Genomic DNA, 18,742 nt, shown 5'->3' with positions numbered 1-18,742 from the left:
ATAATTTCCTCTATATAGTTAAAACACCTTAAAAACGCTAGGGTACTGCTGGTATAAGTTTTTTGCAGCCTCTGTCTGCGTAGGCACAGCAAGCAAGAAAAACTTATGCCAGCAGTAGGTCATATATCGATATTACTTTTCATTGACTATAGTACGGGCTTCTTTAATCATAAAAAATCTTACAGCATGGCCAACCGTCCTTTTATAGTGTTCTCAAAAATGTGATACTGAATAACAGTCCAAAAACTTATAAACGTAGCAGCAGTAGCATGACTAACCTGCATAGTCGCATTGATTTTAATCAGGTGCTTGCTACTGAGAATGGCGTACACCAAGGAAATACTTCATGTGGAAAAATATGGGACTGACGGGCAAAATTGTTATTGCCATGATACTCAGTATCATACTGGGTTTATTTTTAAACTATTCTGGACTAAATGGCGAAGGTAGCTTTGTTAATACTTATGTGATCAATGGTTTTCTCGCCATTGTGGGGACATTGTTTGTTAACTCCCTCAAAATGCTGGTCGTACCCTTAGTGTTGATCTCACTGATTTGCGGGGTATGCGGTATCGGTGATATTCGCTTATTGGGACGTATTGGTAGCAAAACTTTTCTCATTTATATGATGACTACCGCACTAGCGATTGCAACCGCGATTGGCCTTAGTATGCTGTTTGGTATCGGTAAAGGTATGACTATCGCAACCGAAGCGGTATTTGACGCCCAAGCAGCACCGCCACTGATTGATGTATTCTCTAACATCATCCCCTCCAACCCCATCAGTGCGATGGCGAACGGTGATATGTTGTCGATTATTTTCTTCGCTATCTTAATCGGTGTCAGTATTTTGATGGTTGGCAAACCAGCTCAAGGTTTGGTGCAGAGTTTGGAGCTTATTAATGAGGTCATCTTAAAAATGGTGACTATCATTATGAATCTAGCGCCATATGGTGTATTCGCGCTATTAACCAAAGCGATGACGGAGCTGGGTTTAGACTTGATTTGGTCACTACTCGGTTATATGGCGGTGATGGTCGGCGCACTTATATTCCACTTTTTTATTACTATGATGATTGTACTTAAACTGTTCTCAGGATTGTCCATTAAGACTTTTTTGGTCAAAATGCGTGAAGTGCAAATTTTTGCCTTTAGTACCGCAAGCTCGAACGCGACTATTCCCATTACTTTACGTACGGTAACCAAGCGCATGGGGGTCGATAACTCAGTAGCCTCATTTACCGTGCCTTTTGGCGCTACCATCAATATGGATGGTGGCGCTATCTTGCAAGGGACAGCGACTATTTTTATTGCCAATATTTATGGGATAGACTTAGGCATCACCGAGTATCTAACGGTCATTTTGATGTCAGTGTTGGCGTCTATCGGTACGGCAGGTGTCCCTGGTGTCGGCTTGATTATGCTGGCGATGGTGTTTACGCAAGTAGGCTTGCCCATCGAAGGTATTGGTCTTATTTTGGGAGTTGACCGTATCCTCGATATGTTACGTACCACAGTCAACGTCAGTGGCGATGCGGCAGTCACAGCTATTGTGGCAAAGTCTGAAGGTAAAATGGACTTAGCCATCTATAACGACCCCGATGCTGGTACAAAAGATGTGTTTGATGGGCATATCGATGAAAACAGTGAGCGTGAATTTTCGAAAGTCTTTAGCGATGATGTTATGGGCAGTGAGTACGATGGTGTTAAGCGTCGTCCCTAGTATTGAGGAGTGCGTATGCACGGATTGCGTAGGCTGCTTCTGAATCTCTAGAATCTTCACTATTGGCGGCTACAGATGCCGATAACAAACCTATTGGTACAACAGAATCACCGGCGGATAATGCTAAATGGGATGAGGGTCTACGCCGCGAAGAAGATGACAAAGCGTTATAGTTACCTTAGCTTTTAACGTTTTATAAATATAGAATGGTAAGCATAAAAATAACAAGCAAGATTGCCCAGCGTTGGCAATCTTGCTTTTTTATGGCTGATTTTTTCTCCTTTATGGGGTAAATTTTCTTAATTGATAAAAAAATCTTGCAGCATCCCTAACAATTATTTTATATTGTCTGCGAAAATGTGACACTAAGTGAAAGATTAAAGAATTCTATAGACGTAACAAGAGCAGTAGTACCGCTAATGGTCATAATCGCATTGATTTTAGCACCGCGCCTACTACTGAGAGTGACGTACACCAAGGAAATATGTTATGTGGAAAAATATGGGACTGACGGGCAAGATTATTGTTGCCATGGTGCTCGGTATTATACTGGGTTTATTTTTAAACTACTCTGGATTGAATGGCGAAGGCAGCTTCGTTAACACCTATATAACCAATGGTTTTTTTGCCATTATTGGCAAGTTGTTTGTCAACTCCCTCAAAATGCTGGTCGTACCCTTAGTGCTAGTCTCGCTGATTTGTGGGGTATGCGGTATCGGGGATATTCGCTTATTGGGGCGTATTGGCGGTAAGACTTTTTTAATTTATATGATGACTACCGCCTTGGCAATTGCGACCGCGATTGGCCTTGGGATACTATTTGGTATCGGTAAAGGTATGAACATCGAAACCGAAGCAACATTCGAAGCAGCATCAGCGCCACCCCTTCTCGATGTATTTTCGAATATTATTCCCTCCAACCCCATCAGTGCAATGGCGAACGGCGATATGCTGTCCATTATCTTCTTTGCAATCTTAGTTGGCGTTAGTATTTTAATGGTTGGCAAACCTGCTAAAGGTTTGGTTCAAGGCATGGAGTTAATAAATGAAGTCATCTTAAAAATGGTGACTATCATTATGAACTTGGCGCCATACGGTGTATTCGCTCTGTTAACTAAAGCGATGGCAGAGCTGGGTTTGGATTTGATCTGGTCACTGCTGGGTTATGTGGCCGTACTGGTTGGCTCATTGGCATTCCATTTTTTCATTACTATGATGATTGTTCTTAAGCTGTTTTCAGGCTTGGGCATCAAGACCTTTTTGACCAAAATGCGTGAAGTACAGATTTTTGCGTTTAGTACCTCAAGCTCAAACGCGACGATTCCTATTACCTTGCGCACCGTCACTAAGCGTATGGGTGTGAATAACTCAGTAGCTTCATTTACTGTTCCTTTTGGCGCGACCATTAACATGGATGGTACGGCCATTATGCAAGGGACAGCGACCATTTTTATTGCCAATATTTATGGTATTGATTTGGGCGTTACCGAATACTTAACCGTTATCTTAATGTCGGTGCTCGCCTCTGTCGGTACAGCGGGTGTTCCGGGTGTGGGTCTGATTATGCTGTCTATGGTGTTTGCCCAAGTCGGTCTACCCATCGAAGGTATCGGTCTTATCTTAGGTGTCGACCGTATTCTTGATATGTTACGTACCGCGGTAAACGTCGGCGGTGATGCCGCTGTTACCGCTATTGTGGCAAAATCAGAAGGTAAGATGGATTTGGCAATTTATAACGATCCAGATGCGGGTGCAAAAGAAGTATTCGATGGTCATATTGATGAAGATAACGAGCGTGAATTCTCGAAGGTCTTTAGCGATGGTGTTATGGGCAGTGAATACGATGATGTTGATCGACGCAAATAGTTAACGCTTAATACCTATTTGTCAGAAATCAAACAAAACCCCCAGCCGCTAGGACTGGGGGTTTTGTTTGGGAACAGGGTTTATAGAGGGTGTTTTACTTACCGATAATTTTATTGTCTTAACCAAAGACGTATTTAGTCACCATTACTAGGCATACCAATACAATCATCGGACGAATCAGCTTACTGCCGCCTTTCACCACCATATGTGAGCCAAAGTAAGCGCCGATAGTCTGTCCAACCATCATCGCCAAACCCACTTTCCAGAGCACATTACCGCCTAAGATAAAAAATATTAGCGAGCCCACATTAGTAGATAAGTTCAGCACCTTGGCTGCGCCCGTGGCTTCAATAATTTGCCGACCACGCAATGCCACATTACCAAGTGCAAAGAACATACCGGTTCCTGGCCCCATATAGCCATCATAAAAACCGATTAAAGGTGCCGCAATTTTTTGCCACACGCCTTCACTAATACGCGGCGCCGCTTCTACTTCGCCAAGTCTGGGCGCAAACAAAGTATAAATACCAATGGCCGCAATCAAAAATGGGATCAACTTTTCTAGCAAATCAGGCGGCGATAATTGCACCGCGATAGAGCCAATAATGGAACCGATAAAAGCGGCAATAATAGCCATTTTAATTTTTTTGGGCTGTACCACACCCTTTTTGATCATGGTAATGGATGCCGCCAACGCTCCCGAGGCCGCTTGTAATTTATTGGTACCCAAAGTTAAGATCGGTGGGATATTTGCCAACAACATGGCTGGAATGGTCAATAGGCCGCCGCCGCCAGCAATAGCGTCAATGAAGCCAGCAAGCGCTGCCACCGCGGTCAGCATTAAAATAATCTCTAAAGAGAGTGATACGTCCATGAAACTGACCTTGTAGAGAATCTATGATGAAAGTAGTCGCAGGCGCTGAAAATTTATTTCTGTAGTATAAACCTCTAATACCCTCATCAATGGGTAAAATATTTTTTTGAAAAAACACCTGTAAAACTATTAAAAGTGGCTCATTATAGAGTTAAAATCATAAGAAAAGATAAGAAGGTAACAAAGTCTGCTACATTTGTCATGAATACATAGCTACTATTAATGGACATTAGCGTGCCAGCGCTTTATATTCTATGATAATGATTGTCAGTAGTTTTAGGCTATTAAATAAATCAGCAAAGATTATTAAGTAGTAATCTAGAATGCGACACATCTTGTAGCAATGATAAATCCTTTAGAGAAAAAAGACTTAGCAGTAAGGATATTGAACCAATCACGACCGTGTTATCATCTATTGCCTCACCTTTAATAATACTGCGCAGTAGGCTAATAGATATTTTTTAACGCATTTTATTATTGATAGTAATGGGATTATGAGAGACTGAAGCCAATGGTCAGCGACATCACGGAGATGTGAGCAGACGATGGCTGAAATCTACAGTATATTTAACCAACGAGGATGACATGGCAATACGAAGAATTAAGGCATTTTTTGAGTCTGAGTCGGCAGGCGGGATCGTTTTAGCATTGGCTGCCGTTGCTGCAATGATCATTGCCAATACCCCACTCAGCGTTTGGTATAACAGTTTTATCCATGCCCCTATCGCCATACAATTTGGTAGTTTTGAGATTGCCAAAGACGCCAGTCACTGGATTAATGATGGTCTGATGGCAGTTTTCTTTTTTTTAGTGGGACTTGAGCTTAAGCGGGAAGTCTTAATTGGTGAGCTGTCTAATGTCAAGCAGATCATCCTACCTGCCGGGGCGGCAGTTGGTGGCATGGTCGTGCCTGCGATCGTCTACATACTCTTTAACTTTAATAATCCTGAATACTGGAAGGGCTGGGCGATTCCAGCAGCAACGGATATTGCCTTTGCAATCGGTATTTTAAGCTTACTTGGCAACCGCGTACCGAACTCGTTAAAAATATTTTTAGTCTCGATTGCAATTTTTGATGACATTGGTGCGATTTTAATTATCGCTTTGTTTTATACCAACGACTTATCTTTAGGCTCACTAGCGGTCGCAGGTTTATGCTTACCGTTTTTATTCTTACTTAATCGCCGAAACGTTACCAGCATTACCCCTTACCTGCTTATTGGCGTGATTATGTGGATTGCGGTACTCAAATCTGGCATTCATGCGACTCTAGCGGGCGTGGTCCTGGCACTATTTATTCCCATGTTTGATCGTACTGATCCTGAGCACTCACCGCTTGAAGAGCTCGAGCACGACCTACAAAACACCGTGTCCTTTGGTATTTTACCGCTATTCGCTTTTGCCAACTCTGGTATTTCATTGAAGGGTGCAGGTGTCGCTGAACTGTTCCATTCCGTACCGCTTGGTATTGCCGCCGGCCTATTCCTCGGTAAGCAAATAGGGGTCATGCTGATGTGCTGGCTCATCTTTAAGCTTGGCATTTCAACCATGCCAAAAGGTATGAACTTTAAGCAAATTTATGGTGCTGCATTATTATGCGGTGTGGGCTTTACCATGAGCTTGTTCATAGGTGGCTTGGCATTTGGCGGTGATACCCCACTATTTGATGAACGTTTGGGTATCATTATGGGTTCTATCGTGTCTGGTATTGCCGGCTATATTATGCTGAAAGTGACGCTAAAAGATAATGTTGCGAACACCTCAGTAGACCTAACACGTCACTAATAAGTAGCATAGACCTCTCAGGAATGAGTCTCAAGCTATAAGTTGAGACTCATAACCTCCTGCTAAAATATGAGCACTACCAGTCTGAATGCTAACGGTTATAAAATCTAACGCTCATTACCTCTGACTATGATGGTACATTATGGATATGAATCCAAGAACCCCTTCTCAAAGCGCCACGATAGACAGGCTGGCACATCATAGGTCAGGTCTAGCAAACTATCAACGGCATGGGCGTACTACCGACATTAATGACCATAGCGACTTGCAGGTACTGCGCCGTATTAAACGCTACTTATTGCCCAAAAACTTTACCATCTCACCGACTCTATTGGCTGAGATGGTAGAGGGGTACGATATTGGTGATCCGCTGGCCGACCAGTTAGCGGCTGATGGGGTACGCTTTGCCCGCCCTCTACAGCAATCAATAATGAAGGATGGCTTACTGAGTACAGCTACAAGCCACATAGACATAAGCTCTGAGACTAGCAGTCACCCAGCATTTATTGCGATGCAGGCACAGTTTAGCGAGCATCCTGACTGGTTCGATCCCAAGCTGGCACAAATTGGTGCTGTGGCCTATCGCCGTTATCCCTTAATGTTGATCTGGCTGTTACGTAACGTCGCACTGATGGCAGGCTACAGTATCCCTGCGTTGTCATTGCCACTCATTCAGACTGGTGCTTTGATGCACGATGCCTTGCCACGCCTGATGCGCACTTATGCTTATATTCTAGCAGTGTCTGAACACCCACAGCTGGACGCGAGCGTTCATCATCAACGCCAACCCATTTCTCAAGTATTGGCGATTGGCTCTGAAGGTTGGCGTCAGTCTATCAAAGTACGGCAAATCCATACGCTGGTACGACAAAATTTACTTAAAGGTAAACTATCTGCAGCGAATGGTGTCATACCCAATAGCGATCAGCATCACAATCCAGATGGCAGCTGGAACACCGCTTATTGGGGTGTTCCCATTAACCAAACCGATATGATCGCTACTCATTTACAGTTTTCGTTATTGATTATGCGTGGCCTAAGACTGCTTGGTGCGCGGATTAGTCCTGAAGAAGCTGAAGGCATCCTGCATCTTTGGAATCTAGCCAGCTACTGGATGGGAGTGGATTTAGAGCGCTTACCTAAAGATGAGGCTGCGTGTTGGGAGTGGTTATATACTTACTTGTCTATTCAGCAACTCGATTTTAAAATGGGCCAACCGCTAGCCAAAGCGTTGCATGACCTTCCCCGTCAACTGATGGGCGAAGACAATCGCCGCGGACGCTTTGTGGAGTTAGTCAATGCCAGCGTCACACGTACTTTGGTGGGCGACGATATTGGCGATGGTTTAGACTTACCCAAGTCCAAGCTACGTTTTGGGGTATTGTCTTCAGTGCCGATTCTGTTTGCCTTGGATACTGCGCGCCAGCACAATAATGTGGTTGCCGACAAGCTAGAAGCCTTCCGCGCCAAACGCCAAGATAATATGAACTGGTGGCTGAAGAAAAATGATGACTATTATAAGTAGCGTCTATTAAGAGACGCCACTAGCAATAAGCCCGACTATGATAAGTAGTAATCGGAATATTATAGCCAGTTACCAACTGCCCTAAACATATCTATAATAAAGCTCATAAGGGACATTGTAAAAAGTTACTCTGTTTTGGCTGTTATTAGCCAATGGTTATCAACGTGCCGCATTTTGTATACGATAGTACCATTCGAGCTGCCGATCAAAGCCAGTCTCTAGTAAGCTGGCCAACACCTTCCCTGTTAATCCCCAAACGGTCTCACCGTCGATCTGCCAACTGGGGGTTAATAAGGTCACCATCTGCTCTTGTAAATCGTCTTGCATGTTGTATTTTATCGCATACTCTACGGTAGGCTGGGTAATTAGAGTCTCAAAGTCTGCCCAAAAAATACGTGATATTTCTCCAAGCTCAGGCACTAATATCAGATCCGGTGCAATCAAGGCCACGATTGGACGCACACTCATGCCACTTTTTGAGGTCTGTATCGGTAGCTGACCGAGTAACTGTACTTTATTTGGCGGCAGTGCCGTCTCTTCAAGCGCTTCACGCAAGGCGGTGAATACGTTATTACCATCGCCTTCTTCATATTTACCACCCGCACACGATACTTCGCCAGCGTGGCTACTTAAGTGGACAGCGCGACGAGTCAGTAACAGCTTAGGGCGCGATTCATTGGTAATAGCCACTAATACTGAGGCGTCAGCAATCGGTGTCTGATATAGACGGTCTAAAATGCGGGCGCTGTGGGAGATGTCATCGATGCTGTCTACATTATTGAGGTTAGCGGAACTATCACGGTTATCGGGATTGTGAGTGATTGGTGATATCATTGCTTCCAGTAATAACTGAGTCTGCATTCGCTCAGCCAGCTGCCTAAGCATTGGCTGATGAATATAAGACGGCAATGCAACTTTTAGTTGATCGAAATGTTCAAAATGCCATGGTCTTACCATTATAATAATCCTGTATTTTGGTCTATGCTACACATGATCTGAGTTAAACATCAGTATTGAATATCGTTATAATGAGGCAAATATTCAGACTGATTATTATTATATTATTTAGGAAGCGATAGTGGATAAGATTTTTTCATTGAACAAGATGCAAGGTAAAACCGATGATTGCCCCCAGAGATTGCCATTGTTGATCATTGCAGTCGCCTGGGTTGGTGGTACGCTGGCAACAGCAGCACTCGCTCTAATCGGCGACTGGCAAAATATCGCTATGATTTTAGGCTCCTTTGGTGCCAGTTGTCTTCTTATTTTTGCTTATCCAGCAAGCCCTTTTGCGCAACCAAGAAACATCGTTGGTGGTCACATGATCACCACTTTCACCGGCTTATTATTCATGACTGTATTCGGTATTGAATGGTGGAGTCTGGCATTAGCGGTCGGTACCGCTATTGCGCTCATGTTGTTTTTTCGGGTACCGCATCCGCCTGCAGGTTCAAACCCACTAATAGTCATGCTTGGCGGGGTAAAATGGCACTTTCTAATCACGCCAACCTTAATTGGCGCAGTCTCTTTAGTGGTGGTCGCCTTGATTTATAATAATATCGGTAGAGGCAGGCATTATCCCAGGTATTGGTAGGCTTAGTTTTAAACAGCCTTGCTAAAACGTATATTGGCTTTTATCATAACCTAGACTAGCGCAATCTAGCCATAGCTGCATGTTCTTTATGTGACTGTCTATCTATAACCATTAACCATTATTATTTATCAATGGGTTAGCGTTAAACAAATCTACGCGAGAATAATCATAACGCTAGCATATTTTATGCTCGTTGACAGATAGTTTATTCTTGAGGAATAATGTATTGCTGTTATCACTACTCAGCATCGGACAAATCTGTGCTATCTTAAGGTAAAGGCTATTAATGATTGTCAGTGTGGCCACCTGTTTAAATGAATGGTCTTATTTGACTAGGCAACTTATTTAAAGCGATAATCACTACGATGTGGTAAAGATGACAACAAGCGCGCGAATCTGCACGTCTGAGAATAATGAATTACCCGTATTCTTTAATATGTCTACGCGTCATTATGTTTATGTCGTAAAAATAATGATGCCTAGATTACCCAAAGTTTTACTCTCTACTCCTTTCCATAAAACAAGGCAGTTGATATGCGCTATTGCTTAGAATGCGGTCACGAAGCTGAACGCAAAATACCCGCTACTGATAATATGCCGCGCTTGGTATGCCCAAATTGCAACTATATCCATTATGAAAATCCAAAAGTTATTTGCGGCTCGTTAGTGGTTTATAAAGATAGAGTACTGCTGTGTCGCCGTGCTATTGAACCACAGTATGGCTTATGGACAGTGCCAGCAGGCTTTATGGAAAATGGTGAAACTATCGCTGAGGGCGCTGCCCGTGAGAGCTTTGAAGAGGCTGATGCTGTAGTTATCAATCCGAATTTATACTGTGTTTATGATATTCCAGCCATTGGTCAAATCTATGTCATCTATTTGGCTGATCTAAAAGATGGTACCTATGGCATAGGATCTGAAAGCCTCGATTGCGCCTTATTTAGTGAAGAAGATATTCCTTGGGACACTATTGCATTTGAGGCAGTACGGCGCACGTTGACCAGTTATTTTGCTGATCGTAAACAGTTCGATAACCATGCTGATTTCCCTATTCACCAAGACCAAATCGGTAAAGACCAAAGTATCAAACGTTACTAAACCTAGGCTATTAAGTCTGAGTCGTTCGACACAAGCGCTTTACAAAAACTATAGTAAAAACCGTTTATGATAATTTCTTATAAACGGTTTTTTATTGCCTGAATTTAAATATTTAATATCATTTCTAAAGGCTCAAGATGACCAACGACAAGACCGCAAGCACTACAATCATTAGGTTTGAGAAGTCTGATAACGTTAGCCGTTGGGCTGGTGAGCGTAAGCGGTCACATAGAAGACTATGATGACCACGATGTTAAATACCACGATGATAAATCTTATTAAGAAAGACACCCAAGCATAAAATTTAGCTCAGTTAATAAATCTGGTAATGACATATACAGTCAATCCAATTTAAAAACAATACAGTGCTGCTGTTATAAATTTTTAGCAGCCTCTGTCACGCGTGCGAACAGCAAGCAAGAAAAACTTATACCAGTAGCACGCTGATACAAATGCATCTATTTCATTTTAGACCAGCTATAGCTAAAAGTATAAGGCGACGCGTAAAACAGTCAGCTTTTGAAACAATGACTCTACTCGGAGATATGAAGGACATGATCATTTGACACATTGATTGCTAGCAATAGCGGCTATTTACTGGTTGATACAATAGTCATCATGCGCCAAACGAACAAAAGCCGGCCATACCTAACATTAGGTATGGCCGGCTTGGTTAACTCTCGAGACTATGGCGCTGATAGTATTTAACTTTACTAAAAACTATCAGCGCTACCTTATTATCTATACGATCTTGTTATCTACACTAAGTACATGGTTTAAGTACATGGTTAGCTTTTAACTTTACAGACCGTAAAGCCTAGATTTTTGACCTCATCTTCTTTGTCATACGGTGCAAGTACGGCGCGTACATGCACTTGGCCTTGCAAGTACTGCTGGGCTACCCGCTGTAAGTCAGCAACAGTGACCTGTAAAATCTCTGCACGCATTTTACGTAACCAGGCTTCACCGCGATGATGAAGATTGGCAAAGCAGGCCTTGATAGCCTCGCCAGCTGGAGAGCCGGGTTTATCCATACCAGAGATGATACCTAAGATTGCTTCCTCTAACTGTTCATCCGTTTGCGGCTCATTGAGTAGCCATTCAATACTGGCATCAAAGTGCGCAAAAGTCTCAGCACAGTACGGATCGCGGTAACTAAAGAACTTAAAGGCACAAGCATTGGCATCGTAGCCCGCGCCGCCGCCATAAGCACCGCCGCGCTCACGGATGGCACTGTGCAGGTAACCATTACGTAAATAAGGCGCTAATACCATCAATGCTGCTGTGTCTGGATGATCTGCCGCAGGAACCGTATAAGCACTAGCATTATGATAAACGTTAGTCGCGACCAGCCATGCTAAGTCTTCAAAGTCGTCTTCAACATCGACCGTTGCACCACTTTCAATAGCTTTAGCCGTATTTTCTTCACCATTTAAGGCAGGATCTAGGGTTAGATCTGCAAATTCACTCGGGATATTTTTTGCAATGCCGGCTTCAGTACTAGTACCAATACTGGCAGCTTTCGCCGCTAACTCTGGTGCACGACTCTCTTGCCAGCTATTGACAATCAAATCACTTAACCGTTCAGTTTGCTCGGATTCGCAAATGATCACTGCATGTTTTGGCAAGCTGATTAGGCGCTGATGTAGATCCATCAAGCTGGTTGCCAGTTGATCCCACTGTGCTTCATCAGTTTTAGCATGGGTTAAGAAGTCTTTAAGCGCATTGAGTGCAGGTAGACCGCTACGTACGTACTCTAGCTGCGATTGACGACTCATACCACGACTGGCAGTTTGCATCGCATAAGCGTGCCCTGAACCGGCAAGATTCGACTGCCATCCTGATTGACGCTGCTGCAAGATTTCTTTGATACGGTCATGCTCAGTGAAGACGCTATGCTCCATCACCTCTTGGACCAAATCAATCGCTTCAGGCTTACGATTTAGCGCACGTGTTGCCACCACAAAGTAGCTGCTGATCGCTTGGCTATCGTCAATATTAGTACGTTGACTAACTCTAGCTGTCACACCGGATGAATGCGCGGCTTGCTTGGCTTGCAATTCATGGGCACTTAATGAGTCCGTACCCAGCTCAGACAATAAGCTTAGATAAATAGGCAGTAGTGGATGATTAATCACATCATTTGCCGGTAGCTGATCGGTATTTGCACTACCGATCGCATCGGTTAATGGCACGATTATTTGATAATAATATATACCGTTAGTCCCCGCTTCGTATTCAAACAAGGTACTGTCTTGACCACTTAAGCGTATTTGTTTTTGTGTGCCTTGCTTGACGCTAATATCAGCAGGCACGTCTTCTAAACCAACCTTTGGCAATAAACTTAAGTCATCAGGTGCTGCTTGGCGCGCTGCTAAATCTAAAGCTTGCTGTTTTAAAATAGCTTTATCGTCAGCAGTGAGATCCATCGCCATGGTATCTAAGCGGGTCTGTTCAGCCGCTGCCAAACGAGCCGTTTTTTCACTATCTGGCGTTAGGGTCACCCGTACCCGATGATTGTTATCTAGTAAATGCTGCTTGATTAAATTAGGCATCCACTGCGGATCTTTCACCTGTTCACGTAGCCAGACGAGATGCTCATCGACTTCCCAGATATCGATAGGGTTGCCATCATGAATCGCCGTGCTAAAGCCCTCTAGCATCAAATTAAGACCATAAGGGATGCTATCACCACCAATGTGGCGCTGATCTATCTCGATTTGATGCAAGATGGTTTCAATAGTCTCATCAGCAATGGGCTTATTAGCAACGTCGGCGAGCAAGTCCATAATGCCCTGCTCTACAGCTTCGGCATGTTCAGGTTCAGAACCGCGCAAACCAGTATAGAACACCATTTCATAATGGCTGTCATCAAGACCTAATAATGGGCTTGGTGCTTTGCCCAGTGGATGGCTGTCTAGATAGGCGCGTAATGGCGAGCCTGAATGTTCAATCAATACCCCTTCGAGTAAGCGTAAGGCCAAACGCTGTTTGGGATCAGTAATAGTCGGTAGTAACCAAGCAATCACATGATGGGTTTGATCCGGGCCTGCTTCGTCAGCAGTATAGGTATCAGTCGCCTGAATCGGTGCAGAGAGGCGCTGCTCAGGACGCGAAACATGTTTCTTACCACTTTCAAACTGTATAAGAGCATCGTCATGAATCTTTAATTGAGTCTCAGCTACTGGAATATTACCAAAGCTCATGATCACACTGTTAGACGGGTGATAATGGCTTTGATGAAACGCTACCAACTCAGGATGGGTCAAGTCTGGAATATCAGCAGGATCACCACCTGAATTATAATGATAGGTGGTGGTTGGGAATAAATGATGGGCAACCGCATGATACAGCTGATCAATCTCACCACTCATCGCGCCTTTCATCTCGTTAAAAACAATACCTTTAAACTGCGGCTTATCATCAGCATCTAGTTCGACCCGAATGCCTTCTTGAGCAAAATCGAGTGGATGAATATTGGGGAAAAATGACGCATCAAGATAGATAGCAAGTAAGTTAAAAAAGTCATTTTTGTTTTGGGTCGCGTACGGAAACGCAGTCCAATCGGCAGCAGTCATGGCATTCATAAAGGTATTTAGTGAGCGTTTAATCATTGAAAAGAACGGATCACGTACTGGAAACTTCTCAGAACCGCATAATGCCACGTGCTCTAGGATATGTGCCTCACCTTTTGAATCCATCGGCTGGGTGCGAAAGCCCACTAAAAAGGCATTTTCGTCACTCGGGTGCGCCAAGTGATAGTGCATTGCTCCCGTTTTAACATGCTGACTGATCAGCACATCTATCGATAGCGCGTCAATATGGCGATGTTCAAGCAGCTCAAAGGCAGGATGCAAAGTTAAATCAGCGGTAAATGTATCAGTCATAATGATCCTTGGGGCTTATTATATGGCTTATTTTTTATAAAATGTCGTTACCGCTAGATGGGGTTTATGCTTGGATAAGTCAAGGTAGCAAGCACGGCTTAGGCGCGGTTAGTCATCGTTTATTATAATAACCATTTATCAGTATTTTAAAGATGACCACGCTCCAAAGCTCTGAATATAAAACCCCTAAAGCACAATAATTTTAAAATGTCCTAAAATATAATAACTTAAAAAAATAACCCTAATTAAGTTATGGACTTATCCCTTAACAAAGCGTAGCAGCACTGTTACTATGGAGTTAAGAACTAATGAATTTAAAACCTTAGAGAATTAACTATAAAAAGGAATATCTTATGAGCTACCAACATATTTTACTAGTCACCGACCTATTACCTGATGCTGATGTCGTCGCACAAAGAGCCAAACGTGTTATAGCTGGCTCACCAGACGCTAAATTATCAGTGCTGCATATCGTCGAAGATGACATGGTACGCTTCGGCTATGAGCTAGTCCCCGCCTCTAGCCTATCCGGCGCAAAAGATGGTGAGCAGTGGCAAGAAGCACGAGCAAAGCTAGCCGAATTCCTAAATCGTAACGGCTTACATGCTTTCAATTCTGAAGTCACAGCAGCTATCTCCAATGACAAAGGTATCGTCAATTACTGCCACGAAAAAGAAGTTGATTTGCTTATTATTGGACGCCATGAGCGTCGCGGTATCGCCGCATGGTTGGTCGGTGCCACCGTGGATAATATCTTGCCTAATGCGCCTTGCGATAGCTTAGTCGTCAAACTCGATATGCCAGTGCCAACATAAAATGTGGCTCGCGTAAGTTAATGGCTGAAAGTTGATAGTTGATAGTTGATAGTTGATAGTAACGAGAACTATTAAAGATCTTTTCAAAACTCAAAACTATTATTCAAGCTACTAGCAAAGATGATGCACCTTTAACAAAGCATACTTAACAGCAACCATCGGTAGTGCTATAGTTAAGACTATCTCTATCTACTGCGAGGAGTCCCTTATGAGTTACCAACATATCTTACTGGTTACCGATTTACTGTCTGATGCCGATGTGGTCGCACAAAAGGCCAAACGCATCGTCCATAATCGCCCTGAGTCCAAATTATCTGTACTACATATCGTCAAAGACACCATGGTGGGCTTCGGCTATGAGTTAGTACCCGCTTCTAGCCTCTATGATGAGATCGATGATGAACGCTGCCAAGAAGCCCGGGTAAAGCTGGCACAATTTTTGGATCGCAATGAGTTGAATGTCGTGAATTCGGAAGTCACTACTGCTATCTCTAACAGCGAAGGCATCGTTAATTACTGCCATAAACATGACGTTGATCTGCTGGTTATTGGCCGCCACGAGCGTCACGGTATTGCAGCATGGCTCAGCGGTGCGACTGCGGATAATATCTTACCCAACGTCCCCTGTGATAGCTTAGTCGTTAGGCTTGATAAGCCCGTCTCAAAACGCAGTTAAGATTATAGCTAACTTATCAGGGCTATTTATTATTAGAACCTTGACTATTAGGCTACTTGATTACGCTGTAAAAACAAACATCGGGCGCATCCTAGTTATTTCTCTATGATGCGCTTTTTTAGTGCCAGGTTTTAATAATACCGCTAGTTATTTATGGGAGAGTTTGAGACTGCAATTTTATAAAGATACTGTTTATTTAACTTATTAAAATTATTCGAAAACCTTTGATCTCATTGTTTGTAAAACCTCAAATCGTTAACCAAGTTTCACCCAATCCTATAGTTAAAACACCTGAAAAACGCGACGGTACTGCTGCTATAAACTTTTCGCAGCCCCTATCTGCGTAGGCACAGCAAGCAAGAAAAACTTATGCCAGCAGTAGGTTATGTATCGATACTACTTTTCATTGACTATATCTGTAATAGATTTGCAGATTGCTTACTATAAAGCCTTCGTTCTATAGAGTCCTCGCCCTTTTGAATTTAGTTTTCTTGAATTTAGCCCGCTTGAATAATATCAATAAAAGTCTGCCAAATCGGACTTTGGTGACGGGCTTTGTGCCAAACCAACCACCAAGTACGCGCCAAATCTATCCCTGCTACTTTTACCTGTACTAACTCGCCACTGGCTAACTCTGCATCAATCACATGTTGTGACAAACAACCGAGCCCAATATCTGCACTGACCATGTGCTTAATCGCCTCTGACTGCTGAATGGCCATGATGACCTCAGCATCAGGCATATGTTGTAATAACTGCTCATCGATAATTTGCCGTGTCCCCGAGCCTGCCTCACGTACCAATAGCGGTAGCGTTGCCAATTGGGCGATGCTCAATCGATAACAGTCTGCACCGTCATCATGACCGTCATCATAACCATCAATATTACTCTCAATATTACTCTCAATATGAATGCCAATGCTGTCTAGCCATTTACTATTGCGCTTGGCGAAGATCATTAAGGTGTCCGTACGCCATGCACGCTGTTCGATAACTTTAGTATCGAGTGGCCGCGGTTTACCCTCCACCAGTGCAATATCAATATTTAACCGCTCAACCTCGCTGACCACTTCTTGGGTATTAGCAATATACATATCGACGTTAGCATCAGGAAGTACACCGTATAGCTTAGCCAATAATGGCGGCAATACGTAATTACCAATAGTCGTACTGGCGCCGATATGAATTTGCTCAGCATGGTGCTTATGATAGTGCTCAAGCGTTAGCGACTGTCCTAGGATGGCTTGGGCCTGGATGTAAACCGGATGGGCGTTAGGATGTTGGTTAAGTCTACGCCCGACCCGTTCAAATAGCGGCATTTGTAGTCGAGACTCTAGCTCTGTTAAAGCACTACTGACCGCCGACTGTGATAAATGTAACTGCTCACTAGCGCGGCTGGTGCTACCCGTTTGGTAAATACTGACGAATACCGCCAGCTGCTTCAAGGTAATCTTCGGTAAGGTCTGAACTGCTTTTTTCATTATTTTTATTCTTCCTTTGTTATAGCCTTATTTTTTGTAGCTTCCTTTTTATAGCACCACTTATAGCACCACTCTGCGACTCGTGAACTCATGCAAAATACTATCATTTAAGTAGATAAACTGGCTATTCAACCTAAATAATCGATAGTTTATATCTTATTAATCTGTTTTTATTATAGATTGACTTGCCCTATAATGTCCATTCATAAGCTTATGCACATTTAAATGACCTAATGATGATAGGTAATAATGACTTCATTAAGGTCTTAATAAATACTATCACTACCTTGCCAGTCTACAATCGAACAAATGCGTCAATAGGATCGTTAGTCATGAACGCTTTTACCCAATCAGTTGCCAGTTATTTTCCACGAGGTCAGCATCTTGCAGGGCTTATTGTCGTATTGCTCGGCAGCTTGTTTTGTTTGTGGCTAAATACTAGCTTAGATACCTGGACAAATGGCCGCATCGTTGGGCTATCTTCATTAACCTTAGCCATTTTGATTGGCATGGTACTGGGCAATACTATCTATCCTAAGGTCGCTGAACGTTTAAATGACGGGGTTTGCTTTGCAAAAGGGGAGATTTTACGGCTTGCCATCATGTTTTACGGTTTTAAGCTGACCTTTACCCAAGTCGCTAGTGTTGGCATGCCAGCGGTGATGAGTGATGCACTGGTGTTAACTTCGACGTTTTTATTAACCTATTGGCTGGGCACTAGATGGCTAAAAATCGATAAGAAAACCACGCTATTAATTGGCTCAGGCGCTAGTATTTGCGGGGCAGCAGCGGTCATTGCCGCAGAACCGGTCGTCAAGGCAGAAGCCCACAAAGTAACCATCGCAGTAGCAACCGTCGTAGTATTCGGTACTATCGCTATGCTGCTCTATCCATTCTTATACAGTCTAGGCTGGTTGCAGCCCTGGCTCAGTGCTCAAGACTATGGGGTCTATACCGGCTCAACCATTCATGAAGTCGCCCAAGTCGTCGTCGCGGGTAACGCGATCAGCCCTGAAGTTGGTGATACCGCGGTAGTCACCAAAATGATTCGGGTCATGATGCTCGCACCGTTCTTACTTATTCTATCGTTTGCGCTAACCCCTAGTGGCGATACTAAAGGCGGCAAAAAACTGTCATTTATGGCCCGCGCCAAACAAGTCAAGATACCTTGGTTTGCCTTTATATTTATCCTGATCGTACTGTTACATACCTGGCTAAATATATCTGTAAGCTTAGAGCGCACTATGGTGATGTTGGATGATCTACTTTTGACCATGGCCATGTTTGCCTTAGGCTTAACCACTCATCTAAGCGCTATCAAACAAGCGGGGGTTAAACCGCTACTATTAGGCGCGATCATGTTTGGCTGGTTAATTATTGGTGGTGGTCTGATTAACGTCGGTATTGGCTTTATTTAA

General features: G+C 43.4%; 13 protein-coding genes. 9 read left to right on the top strand and 4 right to left on the bottom strand.

Features of this window, described 5'->3' with window-relative positions:
- The first annotated feature begins 346 nt into the window (after positions 1 to 346).
- Together H4W00_RS04310 and H4W00_RS04305 are read left to right on the top strand one after the other, a co-directional pair.
- Entirely contained in the window at positions 347 to 1,723 is a 1,377-nt protein-coding gene (locus H4W00_RS04310; protein WP_209956394.1) for a dicarboxylate/amino acid:cation symporter, read from the top strand.
- A 489-nt stretch (positions 1,724 to 2,212) separates the two neighbouring features.
- Positions 2,213 to 3,589, top strand: coding sequence for a dicarboxylate/amino acid:cation symporter (locus H4W00_RS04305; RefSeq protein WP_209956393.1), 1,377 nt, complete (start codon positions 2,213 to 2,215; stop codon positions 3,587 to 3,589).
- A gap of 118 nt (positions 3,590 to 3,707) precedes the next feature.
- On the opposite strand, the gene H4W00_RS04300 is transcribed toward H4W00_RS04305, so the two are convergent.
- Complete coding sequence (locus H4W00_RS04300) at positions 3,708 to 4,463, bottom strand: TSUP family transporter (RefSeq protein WP_209956392.1); 756 nt, start codon at positions 4,461 to 4,463, stop codon at positions 3,708 to 3,710.
- A gap of 585 nt (positions 4,464 to 5,048) precedes the next feature.
- Between H4W00_RS04300 and nhaA the strand changes: the two genes are divergently transcribed.
- Entirely contained in the window at positions 5,049 to 6,248 is a 1,200-nt protein-coding gene (gene nhaA / locus H4W00_RS04295) for a Na+/H+ antiporter NhaA (protein WP_209956391.1), read from the top strand.
- A 142-nt stretch (positions 6,249 to 6,390) separates the two neighbouring features.
- Positions 6,391 to 7,773, top strand: a complete 1,383-nt coding sequence (locus H4W00_RS04290; protein WP_209956390.1) for an oxygenase MpaB family protein — start codon at positions 6,391 to 6,393, stop codon at positions 7,771 to 7,773.
- Positions 7,774 to 7,932: 159 nt separating this feature from the next.
- Here H4W00_RS04290 and H4W00_RS04285 read toward each other — a convergent pair whose 3' ends face one another.
- Positions 7,933 to 8,730, bottom strand: a complete 798-nt coding sequence (locus H4W00_RS04285; protein ID WP_209956389.1) for an NUDIX hydrolase — start codon at positions 8,728 to 8,730, stop codon at positions 7,933 to 7,935.
- A gap of 121 nt (positions 8,731 to 8,851) precedes the next feature.
- Between H4W00_RS04285 and H4W00_RS04280 the strand changes: the two genes are divergently transcribed.
- Positions 8,852 to 9,367 (top strand): HPP family protein, encoded by a 516-nt coding sequence (locus H4W00_RS04280; RefSeq protein WP_327192382.1) that lies wholly within the window; start codon positions 8,852 to 8,854, stop codon positions 9,365 to 9,367.
- A 534-nt stretch (positions 9,368 to 9,901) separates the two neighbouring features.
- Positions 9,902 to 10,465, top strand: coding sequence for an NUDIX hydrolase (locus H4W00_RS04275; protein ID WP_209956388.1), 564 nt, complete (start codon positions 9,902 to 9,904; stop codon positions 10,463 to 10,465).
- 788 nt (positions 10,466 to 11,253) lie between these two features.
- On the opposite strand, the gene H4W00_RS04270 is transcribed toward H4W00_RS04275, so the two are convergent.
- Complete coding sequence (locus H4W00_RS04270; RefSeq protein ID WP_209956387.1) at positions 11,254 to 14,352, bottom strand: insulinase family protein; 3,099 nt, start codon at positions 14,350 to 14,352, stop codon at positions 11,254 to 11,256.
- Between the two features lie 353 nt (positions 14,353 to 14,705).
- On the opposite strand from H4W00_RS04270, the gene H4W00_RS04265 reads away from it, so the two are divergent.
- Both H4W00_RS04265 and H4W00_RS04260 read left to right on the top strand, forming a co-directional pair.
- Positions 14,706 to 15,167: a universal stress protein gene (locus H4W00_RS04265; protein ID WP_209956386.1), complete on the top strand. Its 462-nt coding sequence runs from the start codon at positions 14,706 to 14,708 to the stop codon at positions 15,165 to 15,167.
- Positions 15,168 to 15,375: 208 nt separating this feature from the next.
- A complete protein-coding gene (locus H4W00_RS04260) occupies positions 15,376 to 15,843 on the top strand; it encodes a universal stress protein (protein ID WP_209956385.1) in 468 nt (155 codons plus the stop codon).
- A 497-nt stretch (positions 15,844 to 16,340) separates the two neighbouring features.
- Here the strand turns inward: H4W00_RS04260 and H4W00_RS04255 are convergent, their stop codons facing one another.
- A complete protein-coding gene (locus tag H4W00_RS04255; RefSeq protein WP_209956384.1) occupies positions 16,341 to 17,324 on the bottom strand; it encodes a LysR substrate-binding domain-containing protein in 984 nt (327 codons plus the stop codon).
- Positions 17,325 to 17,656: 332 nt separating this feature from the next.
- Between H4W00_RS04255 and H4W00_RS04250 the strand changes: the two genes are divergently transcribed.
- Positions 17,657 to 18,742 carry a YeiH family protein gene (locus H4W00_RS04250; RefSeq protein ID WP_209956383.1) on the top strand — a complete coding sequence of 362 codons (1,086 nt, stop codon included), beginning with the start codon at positions 17,657 to 17,659 and terminating at the stop codon, positions 18,740 to 18,742.

The sequence above is a fragment of the Psychrobacter sp. PL19 genome, from assembly GCF_017875835.1.
GTDB lineage: Bacteria > Pseudomonadota > Gammaproteobacteria > Pseudomonadales > Moraxellaceae > Psychrobacter.
The sequence above is the reverse complement of the archived record's forward strand: the minus strand, read 5'-3'. Positions and strand labels throughout refer to the sequence as shown.

Bases quoted from the DNA above. Each gene is read 5' to 3' on its own strand.
- H4W00_RS04300 (WP_209956392.1), bottom strand. From the start codon at position 4,463: ATGGACGTATCACTCTCTTTAGAGATTATTTTAATGCTGACCGCGGTG.
- H4W00_RS04310 (WP_209956394.1), top strand. From the start codon at position 347: ATGTGGAAAAATATGGGACTGACGGGCAAAATTGTTATTGCCATGATA.
- H4W00_RS04285 (WP_209956389.1), bottom strand. From the start codon at position 8,730: ATGGTAAGACCATGGCATTTTGAACATTTCGATCAACTAAAAGTTGCA.
- H4W00_RS04250 (WP_209956383.1), top strand. From the start codon at position 17,657: ATGAACGCTTTTACCCAATCAGTTGCCAGTTATTTTCCACGAGGTCAG.
- H4W00_RS04265 (WP_209956386.1), top strand. From the start codon at position 14,706: ATGAGCTACCAACATATTTTACTAGTCACCGACCTATTACCTGATGCT.
- H4W00_RS04275 (WP_209956388.1), top strand. From the start codon at position 9,902: ATGCGCTATTGCTTAGAATGCGGTCACGAAGCTGAACGCAAAATACCC.
- H4W00_RS04290 (WP_209956390.1), top strand. From the start codon at position 6,391: ATGGATATGAATCCAAGAACCCCTTCTCAAAGCGCCACGATAGACAGG.
- H4W00_RS04260 (WP_209956385.1), top strand. From the start codon at position 15,376: ATGAGTTACCAACATATCTTACTGGTTACCGATTTACTGTCTGATGCC.
- H4W00_RS04255 (WP_209956384.1), bottom strand. From the start codon at position 17,324: ATGAAAAAAGCAGTTCAGACCTTACCGAAGATTACCTTGAAGCAGCTG.
- H4W00_RS04270 (WP_209956387.1), bottom strand. From the start codon at position 14,352: ATGACTGATACATTTACCGCTGATTTAACTTTGCATCCTGCCTTTGAG.
- nhaA (WP_209956391.1), top strand. From the start codon at position 5,049: ATGGCAATACGAAGAATTAAGGCATTTTTTGAGTCTGAGTCGGCAGGC.
- H4W00_RS04305 (WP_209956393.1), top strand. From the start codon at position 2,213: ATGTGGAAAAATATGGGACTGACGGGCAAGATTATTGTTGCCATGGTG.